Consider the following 21,671-nt stretch of genomic DNA (forward strand, 5'->3'; position numbering starts at 1 on the left):
CGCGGACAGCGAGGAGGGCGACAGGTGACCGAGCCGGGGGCACCCGGGGTGCCGGGGTACGAGATGCTCGGGATCCTGGGGCAAGGGGGGTTCGGGGTCGTGTACCGGGCCCGGCAGCTCGCGGTGCGGCGCGAGGTCGCGCTCAAGGTGGACAACCGGGTGCTGGTCTCCGAGCGGGACCGGCGGCGGTTCATGCGGGAGGTCAGCTCGGCGGGGGCGCTGTCGGGGCATCCGCACGTGGCGCACGTCTACGACGCGGGGGTGCTCGGGGACGGGCGGCCCTACATGGTGCTGGAGCTGTGCCCGGGCGGGTCGCTGTCGGACCGGCTGCGGGAGCGGGGGCCGTTGCCCGCCGCCGAGGTGCGGGACATCGGGGTGCGGATCGCCGACGCGCTGGCCGCCGCGCACGCGGCCGGGGTGCTGCACCGTGACGTCAAGCCCGCCAACATCCTGATCAACAGGTACGGCATGGTCGCGTTGTCGGACTTCGGGCTGGCCGCGACCGCGCACGCCGAGGGCGAGGTGTCGGTCACCCGGGAGTCGCTGACCCCGGCCTTCGGGCCGCCCGAGGCGTTCGAGCTGGCCGAGCCGAGCCCCGCCGGGGACGTGTACTCGCTGGCGGCGACGCTGTACGCGCTGCTCAACGGCCGTCCGCCGCGCTTCCCGGAGAGCGGGGTCGTCAACGTCGCCATGATCATGGCGCTGCACCGGCTCCCCGTGCCCGAGATCCCCGGGGTCCCGCCCCAGCTGACCGCCGTCCTGCGCGCCGGCCTGGCCACCCACCCGCGCGACCGCCTCCCCTCGGCCGCCGCTCTTCGCGACGCCCTCTCCGCCGTCCCCGCCGAGGCCTTGATCCAATCCGGCTCGGGCTCCCGCACTCCCGCCTCTCCCGACGGCCACTCCCACGGGTCCTCGGGCCCGTACACCCCCGCCGCCGGCCCTTCCTCTCCCGGCGCGGACGGCTACGCGCACGGATCCTCCGGTCCCTACGCTCCCGCGTCCCCCTCGCTTCCCCATCCCCCGGTGTCCCCTTCGTTCTCGCCGGGCCCCTCCGGTCCCCCGGCCCATGCGGCGGGGCCGCCCGCGTCGCCGTACGCCTCCCCCGGGTCGCGCGGATCCGCGCCCGCCGGGTTCGTCCCCGACGCCACGGGACCCGGTCAGGGAGCAGGCTCGACCGGGCCGAGCGGGCGGGGCAGGCACGGCAGGGGCGCGGGCCCGGTGGAGGTCACCGGGCCGGGTGGCCCCGGTGGATCGGGCGGCAGGCCCGGGGACGGCGGCCAGGGATACGGGTCCGGCGGCCAGGGATACGGGTCCGGCGGCCAGGCCGCCGGGCCGGACGGTCACGGCCGGGCCGTAGGGCCGGGTGGCCGGAGCGGCGGGCCGGGTGGGCGTCCCGGGGGTGTCCCCGGCGGGTGGGCGGGGGGCGTCGAGCAGGGGCCGCGGGGGCAGGTGACCGGGCCTGGAGGTCGTCGTGACGGGGTGCCGGGGGCCGGGGGGCGGGGTTCGGGGCCGATCAGCCGGAGCGAGATCACGCGTCCGCCTGTGCCTCCTGTGCCGCGGCCTGGGCACACCAAGCTGTACGGGGTGCTCGCGGGGGTCTTCGCGCTGCTGCTGGTGATCGGCGTCACCATCGCGTGGTTCGAGAGCGGCGACCCGGGGACCGGCACCGCGGGGCCGCCCGGGGCCTCCGGCGCGCCGGGGACGGGATCCGGGTCCGATCCGGCGCCGTCCGCTTCGGGCGGGGGGCGAACGGGTGATCCGGCGGGCACGCTCGGCGGGGTGCCCGTCACCACGGCGAGTTGCCCGGCCACCGCGGTCACCGGCGCGGGCGCGGCCTGCGGGCGGGACGCCGAGTGCTGGGGCGGCATCGTCGCCATCACCGGGGCGGTGTCGGTGCGGCGGCGCGCCTGCGAGGAGAGCCACGTCTGGGAGACGTTCGCCATCGCCCCCCTGCCCAAAGACGCGATGACCTTCGACCTGGCCGACCTGGAGGCCCACCCGGTCGTGAAGAGGCTCTGCTCGGCCCGGGTCCTCCTCGGCTCCCGGACCGGGACCGCGCGGGCGATCCCCTCCGGGCAGTGGATGGTGTCGGTCCTCCCGCCGAGCCCCGACGCCTTCAAGGAGGGCGTGCGCATCTACCGGTGCGTCGGCGGTGTGACCGGCCGCGAGACCCCCGGCACGTACTTCCGCCCGTCGCGCTGAACCCCCCGGCGGGGCGGCTCAGCAGGCGACGTCGGCCGGAGGCAGGACTCCTGTGGCCAGGTAGTCGTTCACGGCGCCGTTGACGCACGGGTCGCCCTGGTAGGGGAACGGGGCGTGGGTCTGGGCGTCCACGGTGACCAGGCGGGATCCCCGGATCCGCGCGGCGACGGCGCGGCTGGAGTCCGGTGGCACGGCGGCGTCACGGAGGGCCGCGAGGACCAGGGCGCCGGGGGCGCGGGTGTGGCGGAGCGACACGGGGCCGTCCTCGGGGCGCGGCCAGAAGGCGCAGGGGGTGATGTTGGCGTTGGCCGGGCCGAACAGCGGATGGCGCCGCGTGTAGGAGTCCAGGTCGCGCCGGTAGGCGCGTGGGTCGCGGGGCCACGGACCGTCGGCGCAGCGGTAGGCCGTGCTGGTGGCGGTGTGGTTGTCCACCGGGACCGTGGCGTCCGGGGGCGCCGGGCGGATGGGGAACGGCACGAACGGCTCCCGGCCGGCCGCGACGGCGGAGAGCGCGGCGGCGATCAGGCCGAAGTACCGGTCGTAGTAGACCGCGGCCACCAGCAGGTAGCCGAGCTCACCCGCCGTCCACGGGTGGCCGGCGATGACGATCGGCGCGCTCGCGGCCCGGTCGAGCAGGCGGGTGACCGCGGCGGTCACCTCGGCCGGTGTGCCGCCCAGCGCGTAGGCGGAGTCCCGTTCGGCGGTCCAGGCGGCGAAGGCGGCCATCCCGGCCTCCATGGCCGGGGTGCGGGACAGTTCGAAGGCCCGCCACGCGATGTCCCCGTACACCGGGCTGTCCAGGACGAACCGGTCCACCCGGTGCGGGAACAGGGTGCCGTAGGCGGCCCCGAGCATCCCCGCGGACGACCCGCCGATGTAGGAGATCCTTTCCTCGCCCAGCGCCGCCCGGATGAGGTCCATGTCCCGGGCGGCGTTCGCCGTGGTGGCGTGCGGCAGGGCCCAGCCCGCCGCGCGCACGCAGTCCTCGGCGTAGCGCCGGGCCGCGGCGGCGTCGGCCGGGAGGCTCCCCTGCCTCGCGGTGCGCACCCAGAAGCCGCCCGGCTCCTCGGCGGGCTGCCCGCATCCGATCGGCGTGCTGCGCTCGGCGAACCTGATGTCGAAGCCGATCAGGTCGTACCGGGCGCGGACGTCGCCGGAGAAGAAGGGCGCCAGGCTCACCGGCAGCGGCACCCCGGGGCCGCCAGGGCCGCCGCCGGTGGTGAGCAGCACGCCCCGCCGCCGGGCGGGGTCGGTGGCGGGCAGCCGGGAGATCGCGATCGAGATCGCCCTCCAGTGCGGGCGCCGGTGGTCCAGCGGCACCCGCACCGACGCGCACCGCAACGCGGGATCGTCCACCCCGGCGCAGGCGGTCCACCGCAGGCTCGTCCCCGCCGCGCCGTGGGCACGACCGGCCGCGGGCGAGCCCGCCGCGTCCCCGGTGGAGTGCGTCGCGGCCCGTACCCGGGCAGGCGCCGGGACCGGCCCGGACGGCGCGGCGGCCGCGGGGGCGGGGAACGCCGACACGGCCGCCGTCAGCGCCACGGCCAGGGCCGTACGCGTGAACCGGCTCCGCGGGCGACCGGCGCCTCCTGTCCGGTCCGTCATGTCGCCGCCCCCTGTCGGCTCGCGGACGGCACGCGGTCACAGACGTGCTGAGAGTCCAGCCGTGACGGCATGGGGGCTCCTTCGCCGGGGACGGTCGGATGGATCCGGACCCCGACGGTCACGCGGAGACAGCCCCCCGTCAAGAGCGCGACCGGGTCACGTGACGTCCGCCCTGGTCGGCGGTGTGCCGCCCGTGATCGCAGTCATGGCGTACGGCACCCCTCCCGCCGAGCACCCGTCCCGGCCACCGGGGCGTTCGCGCGAGGCGGGCGGGCCTACCGCTGCGTCGGCGGGACGACCGGCCGGGAGCGCCTCGGCACGTACTTCAGGCCCAGCAGCTGGGACGCCGGCCAGGGTGCCGCCCCTGCCCACAGTGACCCTGGAGCCGCGTGCGACGCCGCGTCCTTGCGGTGCTCGGCCGCGGTGTGCGGGAGGAAGTCCGGCCGGGGCGCCGAGGCCGGACGCACCGGATCACGGCGCGGCCCGGCGGGCACCTGAGGCACGACGGCGGGATCCGGCCCCGCGGCCACGTGGGGCACGGCCGCGGGATCCGGCCCCGCGGCCACCCGTGGCTCGATCGCCACGCGAGGCTCGGCGGGAACCCCTGGATCGACGGCCACGCGTGGCTCGGCAGGCACTACCAGCTCGAACGCCACCTGCGGGCCGGGAGCCATACGTGGCTCGGCGGGTGCCCGCGGTGCGATGGTCACCCGTGGCTCGGCGGCCGGCTGCGGCTCGGTGGCCGTGTGAGGTTCGGCCTCCGGGCCGGGCTCCGGGTTGGTGTTGGAGGCCAGGAGGGCCAGAGTGATCAAGGTGAGCACGGCGACCAGTACCAGTGCCAGGGTCACGAGCATCAGGACGGCCAGAAGTGTGTAGACCGTGCCGATGATCGCCATCATCGCCCGTCCTCCTCTTCTCTTGTGTATGGGCCTCACGTGCCCGCGACGGGCACGCTCACACCTTGGTTTCAGCAGGTGGGACAGTGGTTCGGGTGCGACTGGGGGGACGCGTGGCGCGGGGCGGTCAGGAGCCCGGCATCGTGTCCAGACGGCGAAGTATGACGCCTTCGCGCAGGGCCCAGGGGCAGATCTCCAAGGACGGCACGTCGAACAGGTCCATGGTGGCGTCGGCGACGACGGCCCCCGCGGCGAGCTGGGGGGCGCGGCCGGCCGAGACGCCGGGGAGGGCGGCCCGTTCGGCGTGGGTCATGGTGACCAGCCGCTCGGTCCAGCGGGACAGGTCCTCCTTGGTCAGCGTGCGCTTGACGTACGCGCCCTCGCCGGACGGCGCGGCGCCGGCGATCCTGGCGAGCTGGCGGAACGTCTTGGAGGTGGCGACCGCGTGGTCGGCCCGGCCGTGCCTGACGACGTCGCCGACGATCCGGCCGATCTCGGCGCGGACGTGCTTGCGCAGGGCCCGGACCTCCTTGGCGGACGGCGGGTCGGCGGCGAACCACTCGCGGGTGAGCCGCCCTGCGCCGAGCGGCAGGGACACCGCGACGTCCGGCGCCTCCTCCATGCCCGAGGCGATCTCCAGGGAGCCGCCGCCGATGTCCAGCACGAGCAGCCGCCCGGAGGACCAGCCGAACCACCGCCGCACCGCGAGGAACGTGAGCCGCGCCTCCTCGCGCCCGGAGAGCACCTGGACGTCCACGCCGGTGGCCGACCGCAGGCCCGCGATCACCTCCTCGCCGTTTACCGCCTCGCGGACCGCGGAGGTGGCGAAGGCCATGACGTCCTCCACGCCCTTGTCCTCGGCGATGCGCAGCGAGTCCTCGATGAACTTGCGCAGCCTGCGCTCGCCGTCGGGCGACAGGGTGTTGCCGTCGTGCAGGTGCTCGGCCAGGCGCAGCTCGGCCTTGTGGGAGAAGGCGGGTAGCGGCTGCGCGCCCCGGTGGGCGTCGACCACCAGGAGGTGGACCGTGTTGCTACCGATGTCCAGAACGCCGACTCTCATGAGCTGACGCTACTACCCCTTGGGTACCCGGACACGACGGTGGCCGTGACCCCGGGAGGGATCACGGCCACCGGACGGCCTCGGGTCAGGACGGCACGCTCAGTCGAGCGCCGCCAGGACCTGCTGGGCCCGGCCCTGGTCGTCGTCCTCGCCGGACGGGGAGACCGGGCCGCCGCGCAGCGGGACCTCCTTGACGAACGCGGCGAGCAGCGGAACCGCCACCGCGAACAGGATCGCCCAGAAGAACACGCTGGAGATCGACGAGGCGAGCGACTCCAGGAACCCGACGCGCACCTGCGCCGGCAGCTGCGAGAGGGACGTCGGGTCCAGGCGCCCGCCGCCGCCCTCGGCCAGCGACGCGGCCTGCGAGCCGAGCTTGTCGGTGAGGTTGGCGGTGAGGTGGTGGTTGAAGATGGCCCCAAAGATCGAGACGCCGAACGAGCCGCCGATGGAGCGGAAGAACGTGGAGGCGCTGCTGGCCACGCCGAGGTCCTTCTGCTCGACGCTGTTCTGCGCGATGAGCATCGTGGTCTGCATGAGGAAGCCCATGCCGAGCCCGAGCACCGCGATGAACACGCCGGTCTGCCAGCTCGGGGTGTTGACGTCCTGGAGCGACAGCAGCCACATGGCGATCACCATGAGCACGCCGCCGATCACCGGGTGGATCTTGTAGCGGCCGGTCCTGGTGATGGCCTGGCCGACGAACAGCGAGACGACCATCATCGCGGCCATCATCGGCAGGAGCAGCAGGCCCGAGTTGGTGGCCGAGGCCCCCTGGACGGTCTGCTGGAACAGCGGCAGGAAGTTGATCGCGCCGAACATCGCGAAGCCGAGCAGGAAGCCGACCAGCGAGATGAGGGTGAAGTTGCGGTCCTTGAAGACGTGCAGCGGCAGGATCGGCTCGGCGACCCGGCGCTCCACGGGAATGAACAGGACCAGCGTGATCACCGCGACCGCGGCCAGGCCGATGATCTGCGGGGAGGCCCAGTCGTACTCGGTGCCGCCCCAGGTGGTGATCAGGACCAGCGCGGTGATGCCCACGCCGAGCAGGCCGGCGCCCAGCCAGTCGATGCGGTGCTCGGTGCGGTACTTCGGCAGGTGGAGCCGGAACACCAGCCACACGAACGCGACGGCGCCGATGGGCAGGTTGACGTAGAACGCCCAGCGCCAGCTGAGGTGGTCGGTGATGAAGCCGCCGACCAGCGGGCCCGCGATCATCGCGAGCGACATCATGGCGGCCATGATGCCCTGGTAGCGCCCGCGCTCGCGGGGCGGCACCAGGTCGCCGATGATCGCCATGGCGTTCACCAGAAGGCCGCCGGCCCCGAGGCCCTGCAGGGCGCGGAAGGCGATCAGTTCGCCCATGCCCCCGCCGGTGCCGCCGAACATGGCGGAGCCCGCCATGCCGCACAGCACCGAGCCGATCAGGAAGATGATGATCGACGCCAGGAAGATGTTCTTGCGGCCGTACAGGTCACCGATCTTGCCCCAGATGGGGGTGGACACCGTGGTGCCCAGGACGTAGGCGGTGACGACCCACGACAGGTGGGCCAGGCCGCCGAGCTCACCCACGATGCGTGGAAGCGCGGTGCCGACGATCATGTTGTCGAGCATGGCCAGGATCACGGCCAGCATCAGGCCCGGAAGGACCAGCATGACCTCCCGCCGCCTGCCGGGAACCGCCTCGGCTTCGGTTTCCGTCATTTTCTTTGTGCCCCCTTGGTGCTGCCCAGGTCGTGCGGAAAGCTGGACTTACTTGACGACCGGTAAGTTAGTATAGTGCAACGGTAGGGGCCTTACTTGCCGACCGTCAAGTCAAATAGTGGCCCGAGGAAACGTCTGGGGAGACATGAGGGAAACGACCGACACGCGAACCCGCATCCAGGAGATCGCCCTGCGCCTGTTCACCGAACAGGGCTACGAGGCGACGTCACTGCGCGAGATCGCCGAGGCCCTCGGTGTCACCAAAGCCGCCCTCTACTACCACTTCAAGACCAAGGACGACATCATCGCCAGCCTCAGCGAGGAGCGGCAGGCGGCGATCGAACGGCTGGTCAAGTGGGCGCAGGACCAGCCGCGCACCATCGAGACCCGGCGGGAGTTCGTCCGGCGGTACGCCGAGGAGCTGTTCGGCAGCCACCACCAGGCGTTCATGAGGTTCATGGAGCGCAACCAGACCGCGCTGCGCGAGAACCCCAAGGTCGGCAAGATGCGCGACCTGATGGTCAGCATGATCGGCGTGCTGTGGGACGAGGGCGACCCCGTCACCAAGCGCCTGCGCTCCTCCATGGCCCTGTTCGCCCTGCACGGCGCCGTCTTCGTCCTCAACGACGACAAGATCAGCGACGAGGAGCGCAAGGAGGCCGCCCTCCAGGTGGCCATGGAACTGATCGAGCCCCGCCCCGGCGAGGCCTGAGCCTCAGATGCTGAAGCTGCGCAGCGCCCCGACCATCGAGTCGGGGACGGTGCCGAGCAGGCGGGCGCAGCGCTCCCCCCACTGGCGCGTGGGCAGCATGCGCGCCCGGACCAGCGGGCCGGTGCCGTACGGGTCGTCGTACGGCTGGGCGTACTCGGCGTAGACCTCCAGGAACACCTTCCCGGCGTCGGCCCGCATGGCGACCAGCTCCGTGAGGCGGGCGGCCAGGGGCCACGTCGGGCGGTCGAGCAGATCCTCGAACGTCCAGCGCACGGTCCGCGCCGTGTCGAGCAGCGCGCCGGCGTCGTCCTGCCAGGTCCCGCCGGTCGTCACGCGCAGCGTCGTGAGCGCCGCCTCGACGGCGGCCGCCAGCTGCCGCGGATCGGTGAACCGCAGCGGCGCGATCTCCAGGATGCGGCCCGAGCCGGAGATCCTCGACAGCTTCAGGCGGTTCTGCGGACGGTCGGGCATCACGGCCTGCAGCCCGAGGACGAGCCCCGCGACCGTCAGCACCTCCGGCGGCATCGGCCGGTCCCGGACGTGCCGCCGGTGCTCCACGGCGCTGCCGAGGAGGTTCACCGCGCAGTCCAGCCCGTCCCCCGCGATGAACGCCTCCAGCGCGTCGTCCTCCGCGAGCGCCCACCGCATGCCGAGGAGGTTGAGCACCATCCGCGCCCAGATCACGGGGGCGCTCTCCCGCTGCGGGCTCTGCAGCAGGGTCACCCCGGCGTTGAAGAAGGCCGCGGGCATGCGGTCGGCCTCGTCCATGGTCGCGGCGGCGACCGCGCCGGTGGACAGCAGCCGCGCCTGGTCCAGCAGGTCGTCGCTCCACAGGTCGGCCACGCCGATGCCGATGGTGCGGATCACCGCGAGCGCGGCCTGCGGCGGGGAGGCCGGCACGCCGAGCGCCTCCAGCAGGGTGGTGGCGTCGCCGTCCTCGACCGCCGGGGCCTCCTTGGTGACCGCCGCGATCGTCTTGAGGTTCCGCACGACGTTGTGCTGGGCCTCCCCCGGCTCGCCGCCGAGCTGCACCGCCTCGATGAGCTTCCACATCTCGGTGGCGAGGTTGGTGGTGTTGGTGGAGACGAACCGGCGCGCGCGGCCCTCGAACCGCACCTCGTCCTCGGCGACCAGCCGCCACACCCCGCGCACGGCGCAGTGGTAGGCGATGACCGAGGCGACGGAGGACTCCGGGTCGGCGGACTCCCCGAGCATGTCGGCGATGATGGCCACGGTGAGGTAGTAGGCGAGGGTGCGGTTCCGCTGCGCCTGCACGTAGCCGAGCAGGTGCATGGACAGGACGGTGGCCCCGGGGCGGCCGACCACCCTGCGCAGCGGCCGCAGGATGATGTCCGCCACCTGCTCCCGCGTGGCGCCCTGCCGTTCCAGTCGCTCCACGGTGGCGGCGAGCGGCCCGCGCATGAACCTCTCCAGCATCGCCTCCGGCATGTTCTCGGTGACCGAGGCGACCTGGAGCTCCACGATGTCGGCGTCGCCGTCGAGCGGCTCGTCCCCGGCGGCGGACTCCATGCTGCGCCGCAGGACGGCCTCGGTCAGTGTGGACAGGAAACCGGCGGCGAACACCGCGTCCCTGACCAGCAGCCATCCCTCCGCGTCCGCGCCGACGACGGCGTCGGGGGTGGTGCCGTGGACCGCCCTCCAGATGTCGCGGAGCCTGTCCTCGTACAGCTCCGCGAAGGTCTGCTGGTCGCTGGGCGCGGACTCGGCGGGCAGCGGCGCGGACTCGCTGGTGGAGACCTCCTTGGAGGTCGCGGCGCGCAGCGGCACCAGCCGCTGGGCGGACTCGTCGGCCGGGACCCCGGCCCGCGGCGCCGCACCGTCCCCGGGTCCGGCAGGCGGATGGGTCATCGTCTACCCCTCCAAAGTGGCGCCGTGGATCAGCGCGGCGACGTCGTAGGCGGCCAGTGCCAGGGTGGCGACCACCCGGGGATCGCACGGGCGGGCTGGCGTGCCCGCGGCGTAGAACACCTCGTGCAGGCGTCCCTCCAGGATGCGCAGCGGCGGGACCGTCGCCAGCCGGCTGTGCCAGCGCTCCAGTCCTTGGCGGATCGCCGTGCCGAGCTCCTCGTGGGTCCGCGCGGACAGCGGCTTCTCGTGCAGGAGCTTGTGCTCCACGATGTCCCGGACCCGTACGAGGATCCCCAGCATGGCGGCGAGGTCGTCGGCGCCGGGCGGGGCTATCCGCAGCCCGGCCGGGCCGAGGTACTTCTCCTCGAACCTCGCCTGGAGCATCTGGCGCCGCTCCGGCCCGGCCGAGGCGAAGGTCGCGGCCAGCAGCCACGGCAGGACCTCGCCGGCGCCGGTGGGCTCCAGCCGCATCTGCTCCCCCGGCATGTCCTTGACGGCGGCCCGCCACCCGGAGTTGCTCCTCTTGATCATGTCCAGGATCGAGCCGTCGCCGTCGGGGCCGTGACCGGCCGCGGCCAGGCCGCCGGGGGCCATGGCCTCCTCGTACAGCACGGCCTGCATGGACGAGGCCAGGTCCGGGAGGGTGGGCAGCAGCGGGTTGAACGCCTTGTACCTGATCAGCGGCTGGATGTAGGGCAGCAGGACGGTGACGCGGGGGCTGTCGGCGGAGCGGCGGGCGAGGGTCAGCGCGGCCTGCGTCACGGTCGGGGTGGCGCGGTCGGCCTCGTCCAGGGCGATCACGGTGCGGCAGCGGGCCCCGCTCTGGGTGAGGCGTTCGAACAGTCCCTGCCAGCTGACCCGGGGCAGCTGCAGTTCGGCCTCCAGGTTGCCGGCGCGGCTCTCCAGCATCCTGAACTGGACGCTGCGCACCGAGTCGCGCAGGCCCGCGACCGGCCGGGCGAACAGGAAGGAGACCGGGATGCGGCACCAGCGCAGGTCCCGCAGGTAGCTCGGGTGGCTCAGCACGGCCTCGATGATGCTGACCTGGAGGTCCGCCTCGGTCTCCTGCTGCCACACGTCCACGATCACCAGGGCGGGCGCGCCCGGGTCGGGGTCCCAGCGTTCCTTGAGCAGCCGCAGCAGGAACGACTTGCCTTCGCCCCAGCGCCCGCGCAGCGGCACCACCCGCCCGGCCTCGTCCCCGGCCGGGGCGACGAGGGCGGCCAGCTTCTCCAGGTCCTTCTCCTGCGAGGGCAGTGGGGTCATCGGGTCGGGCACCCGGTCCCCCGCCGGGTAGGCGCGGCGGGCGAACCGGCGAAGCAGCAGCACCTTGCCGACGAGGTAGAGCATGAACAGGGCCCACAGCACGCGCAGGGCGGTGTCCATCGCCGCGGTCCGCTCCGCCGGCCCGAGGTGGCCGGGCACCTCGATCGCGGAGAGCACCGCGTTGACCAGCACCAGCGGCAGGACGAACCCGGCGAGGGCGGGCAGCCGCGCGTGGAGGCGGTGCGCGAGCAGCACCAGCGCCGTCAGAGCGGCGACCGGAGCGAGGCCGGTCGGGATCAGCCGCGTCACCGCGGCGGGCCACACGGCGCCGAGCAGGTCGACGAGGGTGGCGAGGACGATGAGGACGAGGACGGCGGCGGGCAGCCTTCTCCCGCGCCTGGCCGGCTGCCCGCCGGCCCGTTCCGGTTTCGTGTCGGTGGTCATACCGGTCGTGACCCGCTCAATGTGGGTTCCCCCCCGGGAACGGCCGCACGGAAATCCACTGTGGGCCCCCTGAAGCGTGAAATCAAGGGATTCGTCTTGCTCGATCTTTACCCGGCTTCAGTCGGGACGGCCGGGGTTCGCCATTCATGACTATGGACGCCCCGCCGGGATCCGGCCATCCCCGGATAGGGGGATGCGCCGCGCCACCGCCAGGCGGTGCCGTGGCCAGGACTGAAAGGGGAAAATCCGGATAGGGTCGGTCAACCGGTGAGGACGCTGAGGAGGGTGGTGTGCAGGGATCCGGCGGGGTTCCGGTGGCGCGGTGGCGGCGGCTGAGCACGCGGGCCTGGTTCACGGTCACGCTGGGGAGTCTCGCCGTACTGCTGGCCGTGTCGGCCGGGCTGATGACCTGGGCGCTGAGCGCCACCAGCCAGGCCACCGACCAGGTGACCCGGCAGATCTTCCCAGGGGTGCTCGCGTTCCACCGGCTGCGCACGGCGCTGTTCGACCAGGAGGCCGGGCTGCACGGGTACGTGCTGAGCGGGCGGCCGGAGTTCCTCGAACCCTACCGGCGGGGTGTGGCCGAGGAGACGGCCTCGGTCGCCCGGCTGCGGAGTGCGCTGGGGGGCACCGGGCTGATCGGCGGCCTCGACGCGGTGCTGCGGGGCGCCGCGTCGTGGCGCGAGGACTACGCGGAGCCGATGGCGGCGGCGGTCGCCGAGCGGGGCGCGGGCACGGTCACCCCGGCGCAGGCCGCGCGGGGCAAGGAGCTGTTCGACGGGATCCGCCGGGCGCTGGCCGCGCAGGAGCGCGACCTGGACCGCGGGCAGGCGCGGGCCGAGGCGGCCCTGGAGACCGCGCGGCTGTGGCGCAACCTGATCGTCACGGCCGTCCTGGTGGTGTTCGTGCTGACCCTCGTCTCGGTGTCGATCCTGCTGCGGTACACGGTGCTGCGGCCCCTGGACCGGCTCGGCACGGCGGCGCGGCGCGCGGCCGGCGGCGACTTCGGGCGCGGCATCGACGTGCGCGGGCCGAGCGACATCACCGCGCTCGCCGCGGGCGTCGAGGCGATGCGGCAGCGGATCGCCACCGAGCTCACCGTCTCCCAGGAGGCGCGGCGGCTGCTGCAGGAGCAGACCGACCTGCTGAGCGAGCAGGCCGCTGAGCTGCGCCGGTCCAACTCCGAGCTGGAGCAGTTCGCCTACGTGGCCTCGCACGACCTGCAGGAGCCGGTGCGCAAGGTGACGGCGTTCTGCCAGCTGCTGCAGCGCCGGTACGCCGGTCAGCTGGACGAGCGGGCCGACGAGTACATCTCGTTCGCGGTGGACGGCGCCAAGCGCATGCAGACGCTGATCAGCGGGCTGCTGACGTTCTCCAGGGTCGGCCGCGCGCACGAGGAGCACGTGCCCGTCCCGCTCGACCGGCCGCTGGAGGCGGCGCTGGCCAACCTGGACACGCTGGTCGAGGAGACCGGGGCCGTGGTGGCGCGGCCCGCGCTCCCCGAGGTGGTCGGCGACCCCGGCCTGCTGACCATGCTGTGGCAGAACCTCATCGGCAACGCGGTGAAGTTCCGGGTACCCGGCCGGGCACCGCAGGTGCGGATCACCGTGGAGCGCGCCGGGAAGATGTGGGAGGTCGCCGTCCAGGACGACGGCATCGGCGTCGAGCCCCGCTTCGCGGACAAGATCTTCGTGATCTTCCAGCGCCTGCACAACCGCGAGGAGTACGACGGCACCGGCATCGGCCTCGCTCTCTGCAAGAAGATCGTGGAGTACCACGGCGGGGAGATCCACCTGGACACCGGCGTAGCCGAGGGCAGCAGGTTCGTCTTCACCCTCCCCGTCCCGGACCTCACGTCACCGGACCCGGGGACCCGGACGACCGCCACCCCGCGACCCGCCGGACAGGCGATCGCGACCGTCCCCCAGGACCCGGGGCCATAGGCGGACACGCACGGGAGCAGCGCGGCGGAAACACCCGGCCTCGCCGTCACGGCGGAACGGTGCCACCGCGAGGAACGTCGCGGCCGGGACGGTGCCACCGCGAGGAACGGTGAGGTCAGTGTGCCTGTGTCACCACTGGCATCACTGGCACCACTGTCACCACAAATGGGCGGGGCGGCCGCCGGCGCCGAAGCCGGTCTCGTGGCTCCATAGGTGGGTGCAGGTGGGGCACTGGAGGTGGATCACGCCGCCGGTCGAGCCGAGCAGGTAGCGCCAGTGGTCGCCGCAGTTGCGGCCGTCGCCGCAGGGGGCGCAGTCCCGGTCGTCGCGGCACCGCGGGCAGGCCACCCAGGCGCGGCGGCCCAGGTCGGCGTCAGGGTCGATCGGCAGCACGGCCGTCCTCCCGGGGCGGCAGGACGCCGGCGTCGGCCAGCATCGCGTAGGTGCGCCGCTGGTCCTCGTCCAGGCCCGAATAGAGCAGGTCGTACGCCTCCTGCTCCGAGCGCAGCACGGCCACCGGGTCCCAGCCGTCGCCGAGCGCGGCGACCACCTCGGCCCGGCGGCGCGCCTCGTGCGCGGTCAGGTCGAACTCGAACACATCCATGTGATCAGAGTGCATAAACAGGGCTTTCCGTGGGATTTGTCGGCTTTGACACCTTATAAGAGTTATATGGGTGTCTGCTGGCCAGAGCGGGTATACCGCGGCCGGACGCCGAAAGATCTCCCTTTGCCCCCTGAACGGAGCTGGTCACCCTGGACACGCAGAGCCGCGTCGCCCCCTGGGCCTCCCCCCGCGCGCGACGGCGCCTGGCCGAACTCGAGGCCGCCCTCGGCGGGCTGGACGCCGACGGCGTGGTGCGGGCCGTCACCGGCGCGCTGGACGCGCACCGCCGCGCGTTCGACGACGACGGCGTCGTCCTGTACGCGGGCACCAACACGATGAGCCCGCGCGCCCGCGCGGCGCACCGGGCGGCGGTGTCCACCCGCCCCTCCATGGGATGGCCCGGCGACAAGTTCCAGGCGGGACTGGACCACCTGGACGTGCTGGAGACGCTGGCGCCGCTGCGGATGGCCGCGCTCATGGAGGGTGAGTACGCCGAGGTGCGGCTGCAGAGCGCCACGCTGGCCAACCTGGCCTGCTACACGGCCCTCGCCCGGCCGGGCGACACGGTCGCCGTGCTGCCCGAGGCGGCCGGCGGGCACGCCAGCCACCACGCGCAGGGCGCGGCCGGGGTGCGCGGGCTGCGGGTGGCGGACCTGCCGTACGACGACGCCGCGTTCAACGTCGACCTGGAGCGGCTGCCCGCCTTCCTGGGCCGCGAGCGCCCGGCGATCGTGGTGATCGGCGGCAGCCTCATGCTGTTCCCGCACGACGTGGGGGCGGTGCGGGCGGCCTGCGACGAGGTGGGGGCGACGCTGGTCTACGACGCCTCGCACGTGGCCGGGCTGATCGCGGGCGGGCGTTTCCAGCGCCCGCTGGCCGAGGGCGCGCACGTGCTGACCATGTCCACCTACAAGTCGTTCGGCGGCCCGCCGGGCGCGGCGATCGTCACCCGGGACGCCGGGCTGGCCGAGCGGCTGTCGGCCGCCGCCTACCCGGGCCTGACCGCCAACTACGACGCCGCCCGGCTGGCCCCGCTGGCCGTCACCGCCGCCGAGCTGGCCGAGACCGGCCCGGCCTACGCGGACGCGTGCCTGGCCAACGCCAGGGCGCTGGCCGGGGAGCTGCGCTCGGCCGGGTTCACGGTGGCGGCGGCCGGGCTCGGCTGCACGGTCTCCCACCACGTCGCGGTGGACGCCTCGGCGTTCGGCGGCGGCGACCCGGCGGCGCGGGCGCTCGCGGCGGCGGGGATCTACCTGAGCGGGATCGGCCTGCCCGGCGGGCCGTCCGGCGAGCCGATGCGGGGCCTGCGGATCGGCACCCAGGAGGTGACCCGGCACGGGTTCGGACCGCGCCACATGCCGGCCGTGGCCGGGCTCATGGCGCGGGCCCTGCTCAAGGGCGAGGATCCGGCGGCGGTGCGCGCGGACACGGTGGCACTACGACACTCGATCGGCGAGGCGCGCGCGGCAGGCTGATCGACAGGGTACAGATTATTACTAGGACGACCTACAATTTAGTAGGACGTCCTAGTAACCCGGAGGCACGCCGTGCACGCACCTGCCAATCCCGTACGCGTCGTCACCGCTGCGGCGCTGTTCGACGGGCACGACGCGGCCATCAACATCATGCGGCGCATCCTGCAGTCCCAGGGCGCGGAGGTCGTCCACCTCGGCCACGACCGCTCGGTGGAGGAGATCGTCACCGCGGCGATCCAGGAGGACGCCCAGGCCGTGGCGATCAGCTCCTACCAGGGTGGCCACGTCGAGTTCTTCACCTACCTGGTGGACCTGCTGCGCGAGCGGGGCGCCGGGCACGTCAAGGTGTACGGCGGGGGCGGCGGCGTCATCGTGCCCGCCGAGATCGCCGCCCTGGAGAAGCACGGCGTCACCAAGGTCTTCTCCCCCGAGGACGGCCAGCGCCTCGGCCTCGCCGGGATGATCAACACGATCGTCGCCGCCTGCGACGTCGACCTCACCGAGGGCGCCGAGCCGCCCGCCGTGCCCGGCGACCACGGCGCGGTGGCCCGCGCGATCACCTTCGCCGAGACGGGCAGGGCGGACGAGGCGTACCTGGCGAAGCTGCGCGCGGCGGCGGACGGCCGGCGCGTGCCGGTGCTCGGCATCACCGGCACCGGCGGGTCCGGCAAGTCGTCGCTCACCGACGAGCTCGTGCGCCGCCTGCGGCTCGACGACGAGGACAAGCTCCAGGTGGCGGTGATCGCGGTCGACCCCACCAGGCGCCGCGGCGGCGGGGCGCTGCTCGGCGACCGCATCCGGATGAACAGCCTCGGCGGCGACCGCGTCTTCTTCCGCTCCCTGGCCACCCGCGGCGCCCACGAGCTGCCCGAGCACCTGGACGACGTGATCACGGTGTGCCGGGCCGCCGGGTACGACCTGGTGATCGTGGAGACCCCCGGCATCGGCCAGGGCGACGCCGCGATCATCCCGTTCAGCGACGTGTCGCTGTACGTCATGACCCCCGAGTTCGGCGCGAGCTCCCAGCTCGAGAAGATCGACATGCTGGACTTCGCCGACGTGGTCGCGATCAACAAGTTCGACCGGCGCGGCGCGCAGGACGCGCTGCGCGACGTGCGGCGCCAGCTGGTGCGCAACCGCGAGGCGTTCGGCAGTGCGCCGGAGGACATGCCGGTGTACGGCACGGTGGCCGCGCGGTTCAACGACGACGGCGTCACCGCCCTCTACCACCGGCTGCGCGCCCTGCTGGAGGAGCACGGGCTGCCGAGGGGCGCCGGGCTGCTGCCGGCGTCCGAGACCACGACCTCCAGCCTGGGCACCGCCATCGTGCCGCCGTCCCGGGTGCGCTACCTGTCCGACATCGCCGAGACGGTGCGCGGCCACCACGGGCGCACCGCCCAGCAGGCCGAGATCGCCCGCCGCCGCCAGCGGCTCGCCGAGGCGTCCGCGCTGGTGGCCGCCGAGGGCGGGGACACCGCGGCGCTGGACGCGCTGCGCGAGCGGGCCGACGCCGAGCAGGACCCCGCCGACCGGGCGCAGCTGGACGGCTGGCCGGAGACGGTCGCCGCCTACTCCGCCGACGAGCTGGTGGTCACGGTGCGCGGCGCCGAGCAGCGCACCCCGCTGTGGCGCACCACCCTGTCGGGCAGTCGCGTGCCCCGGGTCGCGCTGCCCCGGTACACCGACCACGGCGACCTGCTGCGGTTCCTGCGCTCGGAGAACCTGCCCGGCCGGTTCCCGTTCACGGCCGGGGTGTTCCCGTTCAAACGGGCCGACGAGGACCCCACCCGGATGTTCGCCGGGGAGGGCGACCCGTTCCGCACCAACCGGCGGTTCAAGCTGCTGTCGCAGGGCCAGCCCGCCGTCCGGCTGTCGACGGCCTTCGACTCGGTCACCCTGTACGGCAACGACCCCGCCGAGCGGCCCGACGTGTACGGCAAGGTGGGCACCTCCGGGGTGTCGATCGCGACCGTGGACGACATGAGGACGCTGTACGACGGCTTCGACCTCACCTCGCCGTCCACCTCGGTGTCCATGACCATCAACGGGCCCGCCCCGACGATCCTGGCGTTCTTCCTGCACACCGCGACGGACCAGGCGCTGGACCGCTTCGCCGCCGAGCACGGCAGGCGGCCGGACGCCGCCGAGGCCGAGGCGGTGCGCGCGGCGACGCTGGCGAGCGTGCGCGGCACCGTGCAGGCCGACATCCTCAAGGAGGACCAGGGGCAGAACACCTGCATCTTCTCCACCGACTTCTCGCTGCGCATGATGGCCGACGTGCAGGAGTGGTTCATCGCCAACCGGGTGCGCAACTTCTACTCGGTGTCGATCTCCGGGTACCACATCGCCGAGGCCGGGGCCAACCCGATCACGCAGCTGGCGTTCACGCTGGCCAACGGCTTCACCTACGTGGAGGCGTACCTCGCGCGGGGCATGGCGGTGGACGACTTCGCGCCCAACCTGTCGTTCTTCTTCTCCAACGGCATGGACCCCGAGTACAGCGTCCTCGGCCGGGTGGCCCGCCGGATCTGGGCGGTCGCCATGCGCGACCGGTACGGCGCGGGCGAGCGCTCGCAGAAGCTCAAGTACCACATCCAGACCTCCGGGCGGTCGCTGCACGCCCAGGAGATGAACTTCAACGACATCCGCACCACGCTGCAGGCGCTGATCGCGGTGTACGACAACTGCAACAGCCTGCACACCAACGCCTTCGACGAGGCGGTCACCACGCCGAGCCCCGACTCGGTGCGCCGCGCCATGGCCATCCAGATGATCATCAACCGGGAGTGGGGCCTGGCAGCCAACGAGAACCCCCTGCAGGGCTCCTTCGTGGTGGAGGACCTCACCGACCTGGTGGAGGAGGCCGTGCTCGCCGAGTTCGAGCGGCTGTCGGAGCGGGGTGGCGTGCTCGGCGCGATGGAGACCGGCTACCAGCGCGGCAGGATCCAGGACGAGTCGATGCTGTACGAGACCCGCAAGCACGACGGGTCGCTGCCGATCATCGGGGTCAACACCTTCCGCAACCCCGCCGGGGACCAGGAGCACGGCGCCCTGGAGCTGGCCCGGGGCACCGAGGAGGAGAAGCGGAACCAGCTCACCCGGCTCCGGGACTTCCAGCGTGCCCACGCCGACGAGGCTCCTGCGGCCCTGCGGCGCCTCAAGGAGGTGGCGATGACGGACGGCAACGCCTTCGCCGCCCTGATGGACGCCGCCCGGGTCTGCTCCCTCGGCCAGATCACCGAGGCCCTCTTCGAGGCGGGCGGCCAGTACCGGCGCAACGTCTGACGTCCGGCCCCCGGCGGGTCCGGCCGCGTCCGGCCCGCGGATGGTCCGGACATGCCTGTGGGGTCCGGCCCGTTCTCCGGGCCCGGACCCCACAGGGACGCCGATCAAGTCCCCCCGTCAGGGGAACGAGCCGGTCAGGTGCGGCGCCAGCGGGCCTCGGCGAAGCAGTAGACGGCGAACAGCAGCAGGCCGAGGGCCACGAGGCCGAGCAGCCACGGGCCGTAGGGGAGTTCGGCGAAGGAGCGGAGCGTGGAGTCGATGCCCTTGGCCTCGTCGGGGTCGAAGACGATCGCCGCGTGCACGGCGAACACTCCCGCGGCGGCCGCGATCACGCCGCGCGCGACGTAACCCGCCATGCCCAGCTTCTCCACCACGCCGCGGGTGCGCGGGGAGATCTCCGCGACGCGCAGGTGCTTGAGGAACTTCTTCTTGACGCCCTGGTGGATCCAGTAGGCGCCGAGGCCGATGACCGCCAGGCCGATCAGCCCGACGATGAACCGCCCGCCGGGCCAGTCCATGATCGTCGCGGTCAGGTCCTTGGACTGGTCGTCGGTGGAGGAGCCCGTGCTGCCGCTCAGCAGGAAGCTCAGGATGGTGGCCACCGCCAGTGCGTACACGACCGTGCGGAAAGCGGCCTCGACCCGTTCCGAGGTCTTCAACCCGCCGAACAACGCCTCGGAGAGCTGCCAGAGCGCCAGGGCCGCGAAGCCCACGGCGAGCAGCCACAGCAGCACCGTCCCGAACGGCTGGTCGGCGACCGTGCGCACCGCCCCGGTCTTGTCCGCCTCCTCGCCGCCCCCGCCGAACGCGATGCGCAGGGCGAGTACGCCGATCAGCGCGTACATGACTCCGCGGCAGGCCATCCCGAACCGTGCGAGCTTCTCGAAAGTCGGATGGTTCGCCGCCCGCCGCGCGGCACCGCTCATCTGCCCACCGGCTGATGCCACGGAATTCATGGAAGAGCTCCTTTCGTCCGAGCCGCCCCCCCTCTACACCGGAACGCCCCTGGTAAACCTTTCCCACCCTCTCCGGTGGCCCACCCGGGGGCTCCGGCGTGGCGCGGGGGGATCGGGGGGAGGCAGTGCGGCATGGGGATCCCGGTGCCGGTGTGGGGGCGGCGGCGGGTGCGCCGCCGGATGCCGTCCGGGCCGCACCCGGTGCCGTTGAGCGTGATCGTCCCGGCGGCGGCGGGACTGTTGTTCGTCGCGCTGCCGCTGGCCGGGCTGCTCGCGCGGCCGGCGTGGCCGTCCCTCACCGCCGCGCCCGGGGCGGCGCTGCGGCTGTCCCTGGTGACCTCGTCGATCGCGACCCTCTGGTGCCTGGCCGTCGGCGTGCCGCTGGCCTGGATGCTCGCCCGGGTGGACTTCCGGGGACGGCCGGTCGTGCGGGGGCTGGTGCTGGCGCCGCTGGTGCTGCCGCCGGTGGCGGGCGGCGTCGCGCTGCTGGCGGTGCTCGGCCCGGGGGGCGTGCTCGGCCGGTGGCCGTACACCCTGCTCGGGATCACGGTCCCGCCCGCCGCCGCCGTGGTGCTCGCCCAGGCGTTCGTCGCCCTGCCGTTCCTCGTGCTGTGCGCCGAGGGCACGTTCCGCGCGGCCGACCCCCGCCTCACCGAGACGGCCCTGGCCCTCGGCGCCACCCGCGGCGCCGCCCTGCGCCGGATCACCCTCCCCCTGACCGCCCCGGGTCTCGCCGCGGGCGCCGCCCTGTGCTGGGCCAGGGCCCTCGGCGAGGCCACGGCCGTCACGACCGTCACCTCGGCCCTCACCCCGGGTGGCACCGGCGCGCTCCTCCCCGGTGGAGGCCCGCCGCCCGTCGCGGAGGTGGCGGCGATGCCGGAGGCGGCGTTCGCGGCCGGGCCGGTACTGCTGGCGTTGACGGCCGGGGTGCTGTGGTGCCTGCGGGGACGGTGGGTGAGTCCGTCGTGATGGACGCCCACCTGGTGGCCGAGCATCCGGGCTTCCGGCTGGACCTGCGGATCACGGTGCGGGCCGGCGAGGTCGTCGCTCTCGCCGGGCCGGAAGGCGCCGGGAAGACGACCGCGCTGCGGGTGATGGCCGGTCTGGACCCGCCCGCGGGCGGGCACCTCACGCTGGACGGCGTCCCGATGGAGGCCTGGCCCGCCGGACGGCGGCCGGTGGCGATGGTGCCGCCGGACCCCCTCCTGTTCCCGCACCTGAGCGTCCTGGACAACGTGGCGTTCGGCCCGCGCTGCCACGGCGCCTCCCGTCCGGCGGCCCGGCACACCGCGACCGTCTGGCTGGAACAGGTCGGCCTCACCGACCATCGTCACGCCCGCCCCCGCGACCTGACCGGCGGCCAGGCGCACCGGGTGGCCCTGGCCCGCGCGCTCGCCGTCCGCCCGAGACTGCTGCTCCTCGACGAGCCCCTGTCCGGCCCTTCGTCCCGCCCCCGCGCCCGCGACCTGCTGCGTCACCACCTCGCCGCCTTCACCGGCGTGTGCGTCCTGGCCGTCCGCGAGCCCGCGGACGCGTCCCCCCTGGCCGCGCGCGTCCTGATCCTCCACGACGGCGCCGCCCTCCGCGAGGAGATCCCCGCCGGCGGCGGCCCGCCCTGAGGGACGGCGCCCGGTGCGAGGGGTCGCGGGG

Annotated in this window: 16 protein-coding genes; 7 read left to right on the forward strand and 9 right to left on the reverse strand. The window is 73.8% G+C overall.

Going from position 1 to position 21,671, the window contains the following annotated elements:
- The first annotated feature begins 24 nt into the window (after positions 1–24).
- A complete protein-coding gene (locus ACFP1K_RS15410) occupies positions 25–2,202 on the forward strand; it encodes a serine/threonine-protein kinase (RefSeq protein ID WP_380752821.1) in 2,178 nt (725 codons plus the stop codon).
- A gap of 18 nt (positions 2,203–2,220) precedes the next feature.
- On the opposite strand, the gene ACFP1K_RS15415 is transcribed toward ACFP1K_RS15410, so the two are convergent.
- The 4 genes from ACFP1K_RS15415 to ACFP1K_RS15430 all read right to left on the reverse strand — a co-directional run bounded on the left by ACFP1K_RS15415 (position 2,221) and on the right by ACFP1K_RS15430 (position 7,467).
- Entirely contained in the window at positions 2,221–3,807 is a 1,587-nt protein-coding gene (locus tag ACFP1K_RS15415; protein WP_380752824.1) for an alpha/beta fold hydrolase, read from the reverse strand.
- A gap of 275 nt (positions 3,808–4,082) precedes the next feature.
- Positions 4,083–4,706 (reverse strand): hypothetical protein, encoded by a 624-nt coding sequence (locus tag ACFP1K_RS15420; RefSeq protein WP_380752828.1) that lies wholly within the window; start codon positions 4,704–4,706, stop codon positions 4,083–4,085.
- A 124-nt stretch (positions 4,707–4,830) separates the two neighbouring features.
- Positions 4,831–5,763: a Ppx/GppA phosphatase family protein gene (locus tag ACFP1K_RS15425; protein ID WP_380752831.1), complete on the reverse strand. Its 933-nt coding sequence runs from the start codon at positions 5,761–5,763 to the stop codon at positions 4,831–4,833.
- Positions 5,764–5,862: 99 nt separating this feature from the next.
- The gene (locus ACFP1K_RS15430) at positions 5,863–7,467 is read right to left on the reverse strand and encodes an MDR family MFS transporter (protein WP_380752835.1); all 1,605 of its coding nucleotides are present in this window, start codon (positions 7,465–7,467) and stop codon (positions 5,863–5,865) included.
- A gap of 145 nt (positions 7,468–7,612) precedes the next feature.
- Here ACFP1K_RS15430 and ACFP1K_RS15435 point away from each other — a divergent pair, with 145 nt between their 5' ends.
- On the forward strand, positions 7,613–8,179 hold the full coding sequence (locus tag ACFP1K_RS15435; RefSeq protein ID WP_380752838.1) for a TetR/AcrR family transcriptional regulator: 567 nt from the start codon (positions 7,613–7,615) through the stop codon (positions 8,177–8,179).
- A 3-nt stretch (positions 8,180–8,182) separates the two neighbouring features.
- Here the strand turns inward: ACFP1K_RS15435 and ACFP1K_RS15440 are convergent, their stop codons facing one another.
- Positions 8,183–10,048: a hypothetical protein gene (locus tag ACFP1K_RS15440; protein WP_380752841.1), complete on the reverse strand. Its 1,866-nt coding sequence runs from the start codon at positions 10,046–10,048 to the stop codon at positions 8,183–8,185.
- 3 nt (positions 10,049–10,051) lie between these two features.
- Entirely contained in the window at positions 10,052–11,758 is a 1,707-nt protein-coding gene (locus ACFP1K_RS15445; protein WP_380752844.1) for a P-loop NTPase fold protein, read from the reverse strand.
- A 290-nt stretch (positions 11,759–12,048) separates the two neighbouring features.
- Between ACFP1K_RS15445 and ACFP1K_RS15450 the strand changes: the two genes are divergently transcribed.
- A complete protein-coding gene (locus ACFP1K_RS15450) occupies positions 12,049–13,701 on the forward strand; it encodes a sensor histidine kinase (RefSeq protein WP_380752850.1) in 1,653 nt (550 codons plus the stop codon).
- A 156-nt stretch (positions 13,702–13,857) separates the two neighbouring features.
- Here the strand turns inward: ACFP1K_RS15450 and ACFP1K_RS15455 are convergent, their stop codons facing one another.
- Entirely contained in the window at positions 13,858–14,094 is a 237-nt protein-coding gene (locus ACFP1K_RS15455) for a hypothetical protein (protein ID WP_380752857.1), read from the reverse strand.
- Positions 14,075–14,305 (reverse strand): DUF6400 family protein, encoded by a 231-nt coding sequence (locus tag ACFP1K_RS15460; RefSeq protein ID WP_380752864.1) that lies wholly within the window; start codon positions 14,303–14,305, stop codon positions 14,075–14,077. Before ACFP1K_RS15460 ends, ACFP1K_RS15455 begins: the two co-directional genes overlap by 20 nt.
- Positions 14,306–14,553: 248 nt before the next feature.
- Between ACFP1K_RS15460 and ACFP1K_RS15465 the strand changes: the two genes are divergently transcribed.
- Together ACFP1K_RS15465 and icmF are read left to right on the forward strand one after the other, a co-directional pair.
- Entirely contained in the window at positions 14,554–15,780 is a 1,227-nt protein-coding gene (locus tag ACFP1K_RS15465; protein WP_380752869.1) for a serine hydroxymethyltransferase, read from the forward strand.
- A gap of 72 nt (positions 15,781–15,852) precedes the next feature.
- Positions 15,853–19,065 (forward strand): fused isobutyryl-CoA mutase/GTPase IcmF, encoded by a 3,213-nt coding sequence (icmF, locus tag ACFP1K_RS15470; RefSeq protein ID WP_380752874.1) that lies wholly within the window; start codon positions 15,853–15,855, stop codon positions 19,063–19,065.
- A 134-nt stretch (positions 19,066–19,199) separates the two neighbouring features.
- Here the strand turns inward: icmF and ACFP1K_RS15475 are convergent, their stop codons facing one another.
- Positions 19,200–20,021: a DUF1206 domain-containing protein gene (locus ACFP1K_RS15475; protein ID WP_380752877.1), complete on the reverse strand. Its 822-nt coding sequence runs from the start codon at positions 20,019–20,021 to the stop codon at positions 19,200–19,202.
- 132 nt (positions 20,022–20,153) lie between these two features.
- On the opposite strand from ACFP1K_RS15475, the gene ACFP1K_RS15480 reads away from it, so the two are divergent.
- Complete coding sequence (locus ACFP1K_RS15480; RefSeq protein ID WP_380752880.1) at positions 20,154–20,990, forward strand: ABC transporter permease subunit; 837 nt, start codon at positions 20,154–20,156, stop codon at positions 20,988–20,990.
- Positions 20,972–21,640: an ABC transporter ATP-binding protein gene (locus ACFP1K_RS15485; protein WP_380752883.1), complete on the forward strand. Its 669-nt coding sequence runs from the start codon at positions 20,972–20,974 to the stop codon at positions 21,638–21,640. The genes ACFP1K_RS15480 and ACFP1K_RS15485 overlap by 19 nt, the downstream gene beginning before the upstream one ends.
- Positions 21,641–21,671 lie beyond the last annotated feature (31 nt).

Origin of the sequence: Sphaerisporangium aureirubrum (assembly GCF_042658925.1) — a bacterium.
Classification (GTDB): domain Bacteria; phylum Actinomycetota; class Actinomycetes; order Streptosporangiales; family Streptosporangiaceae; genus Sphaerisporangium; species Sphaerisporangium aureirubrum.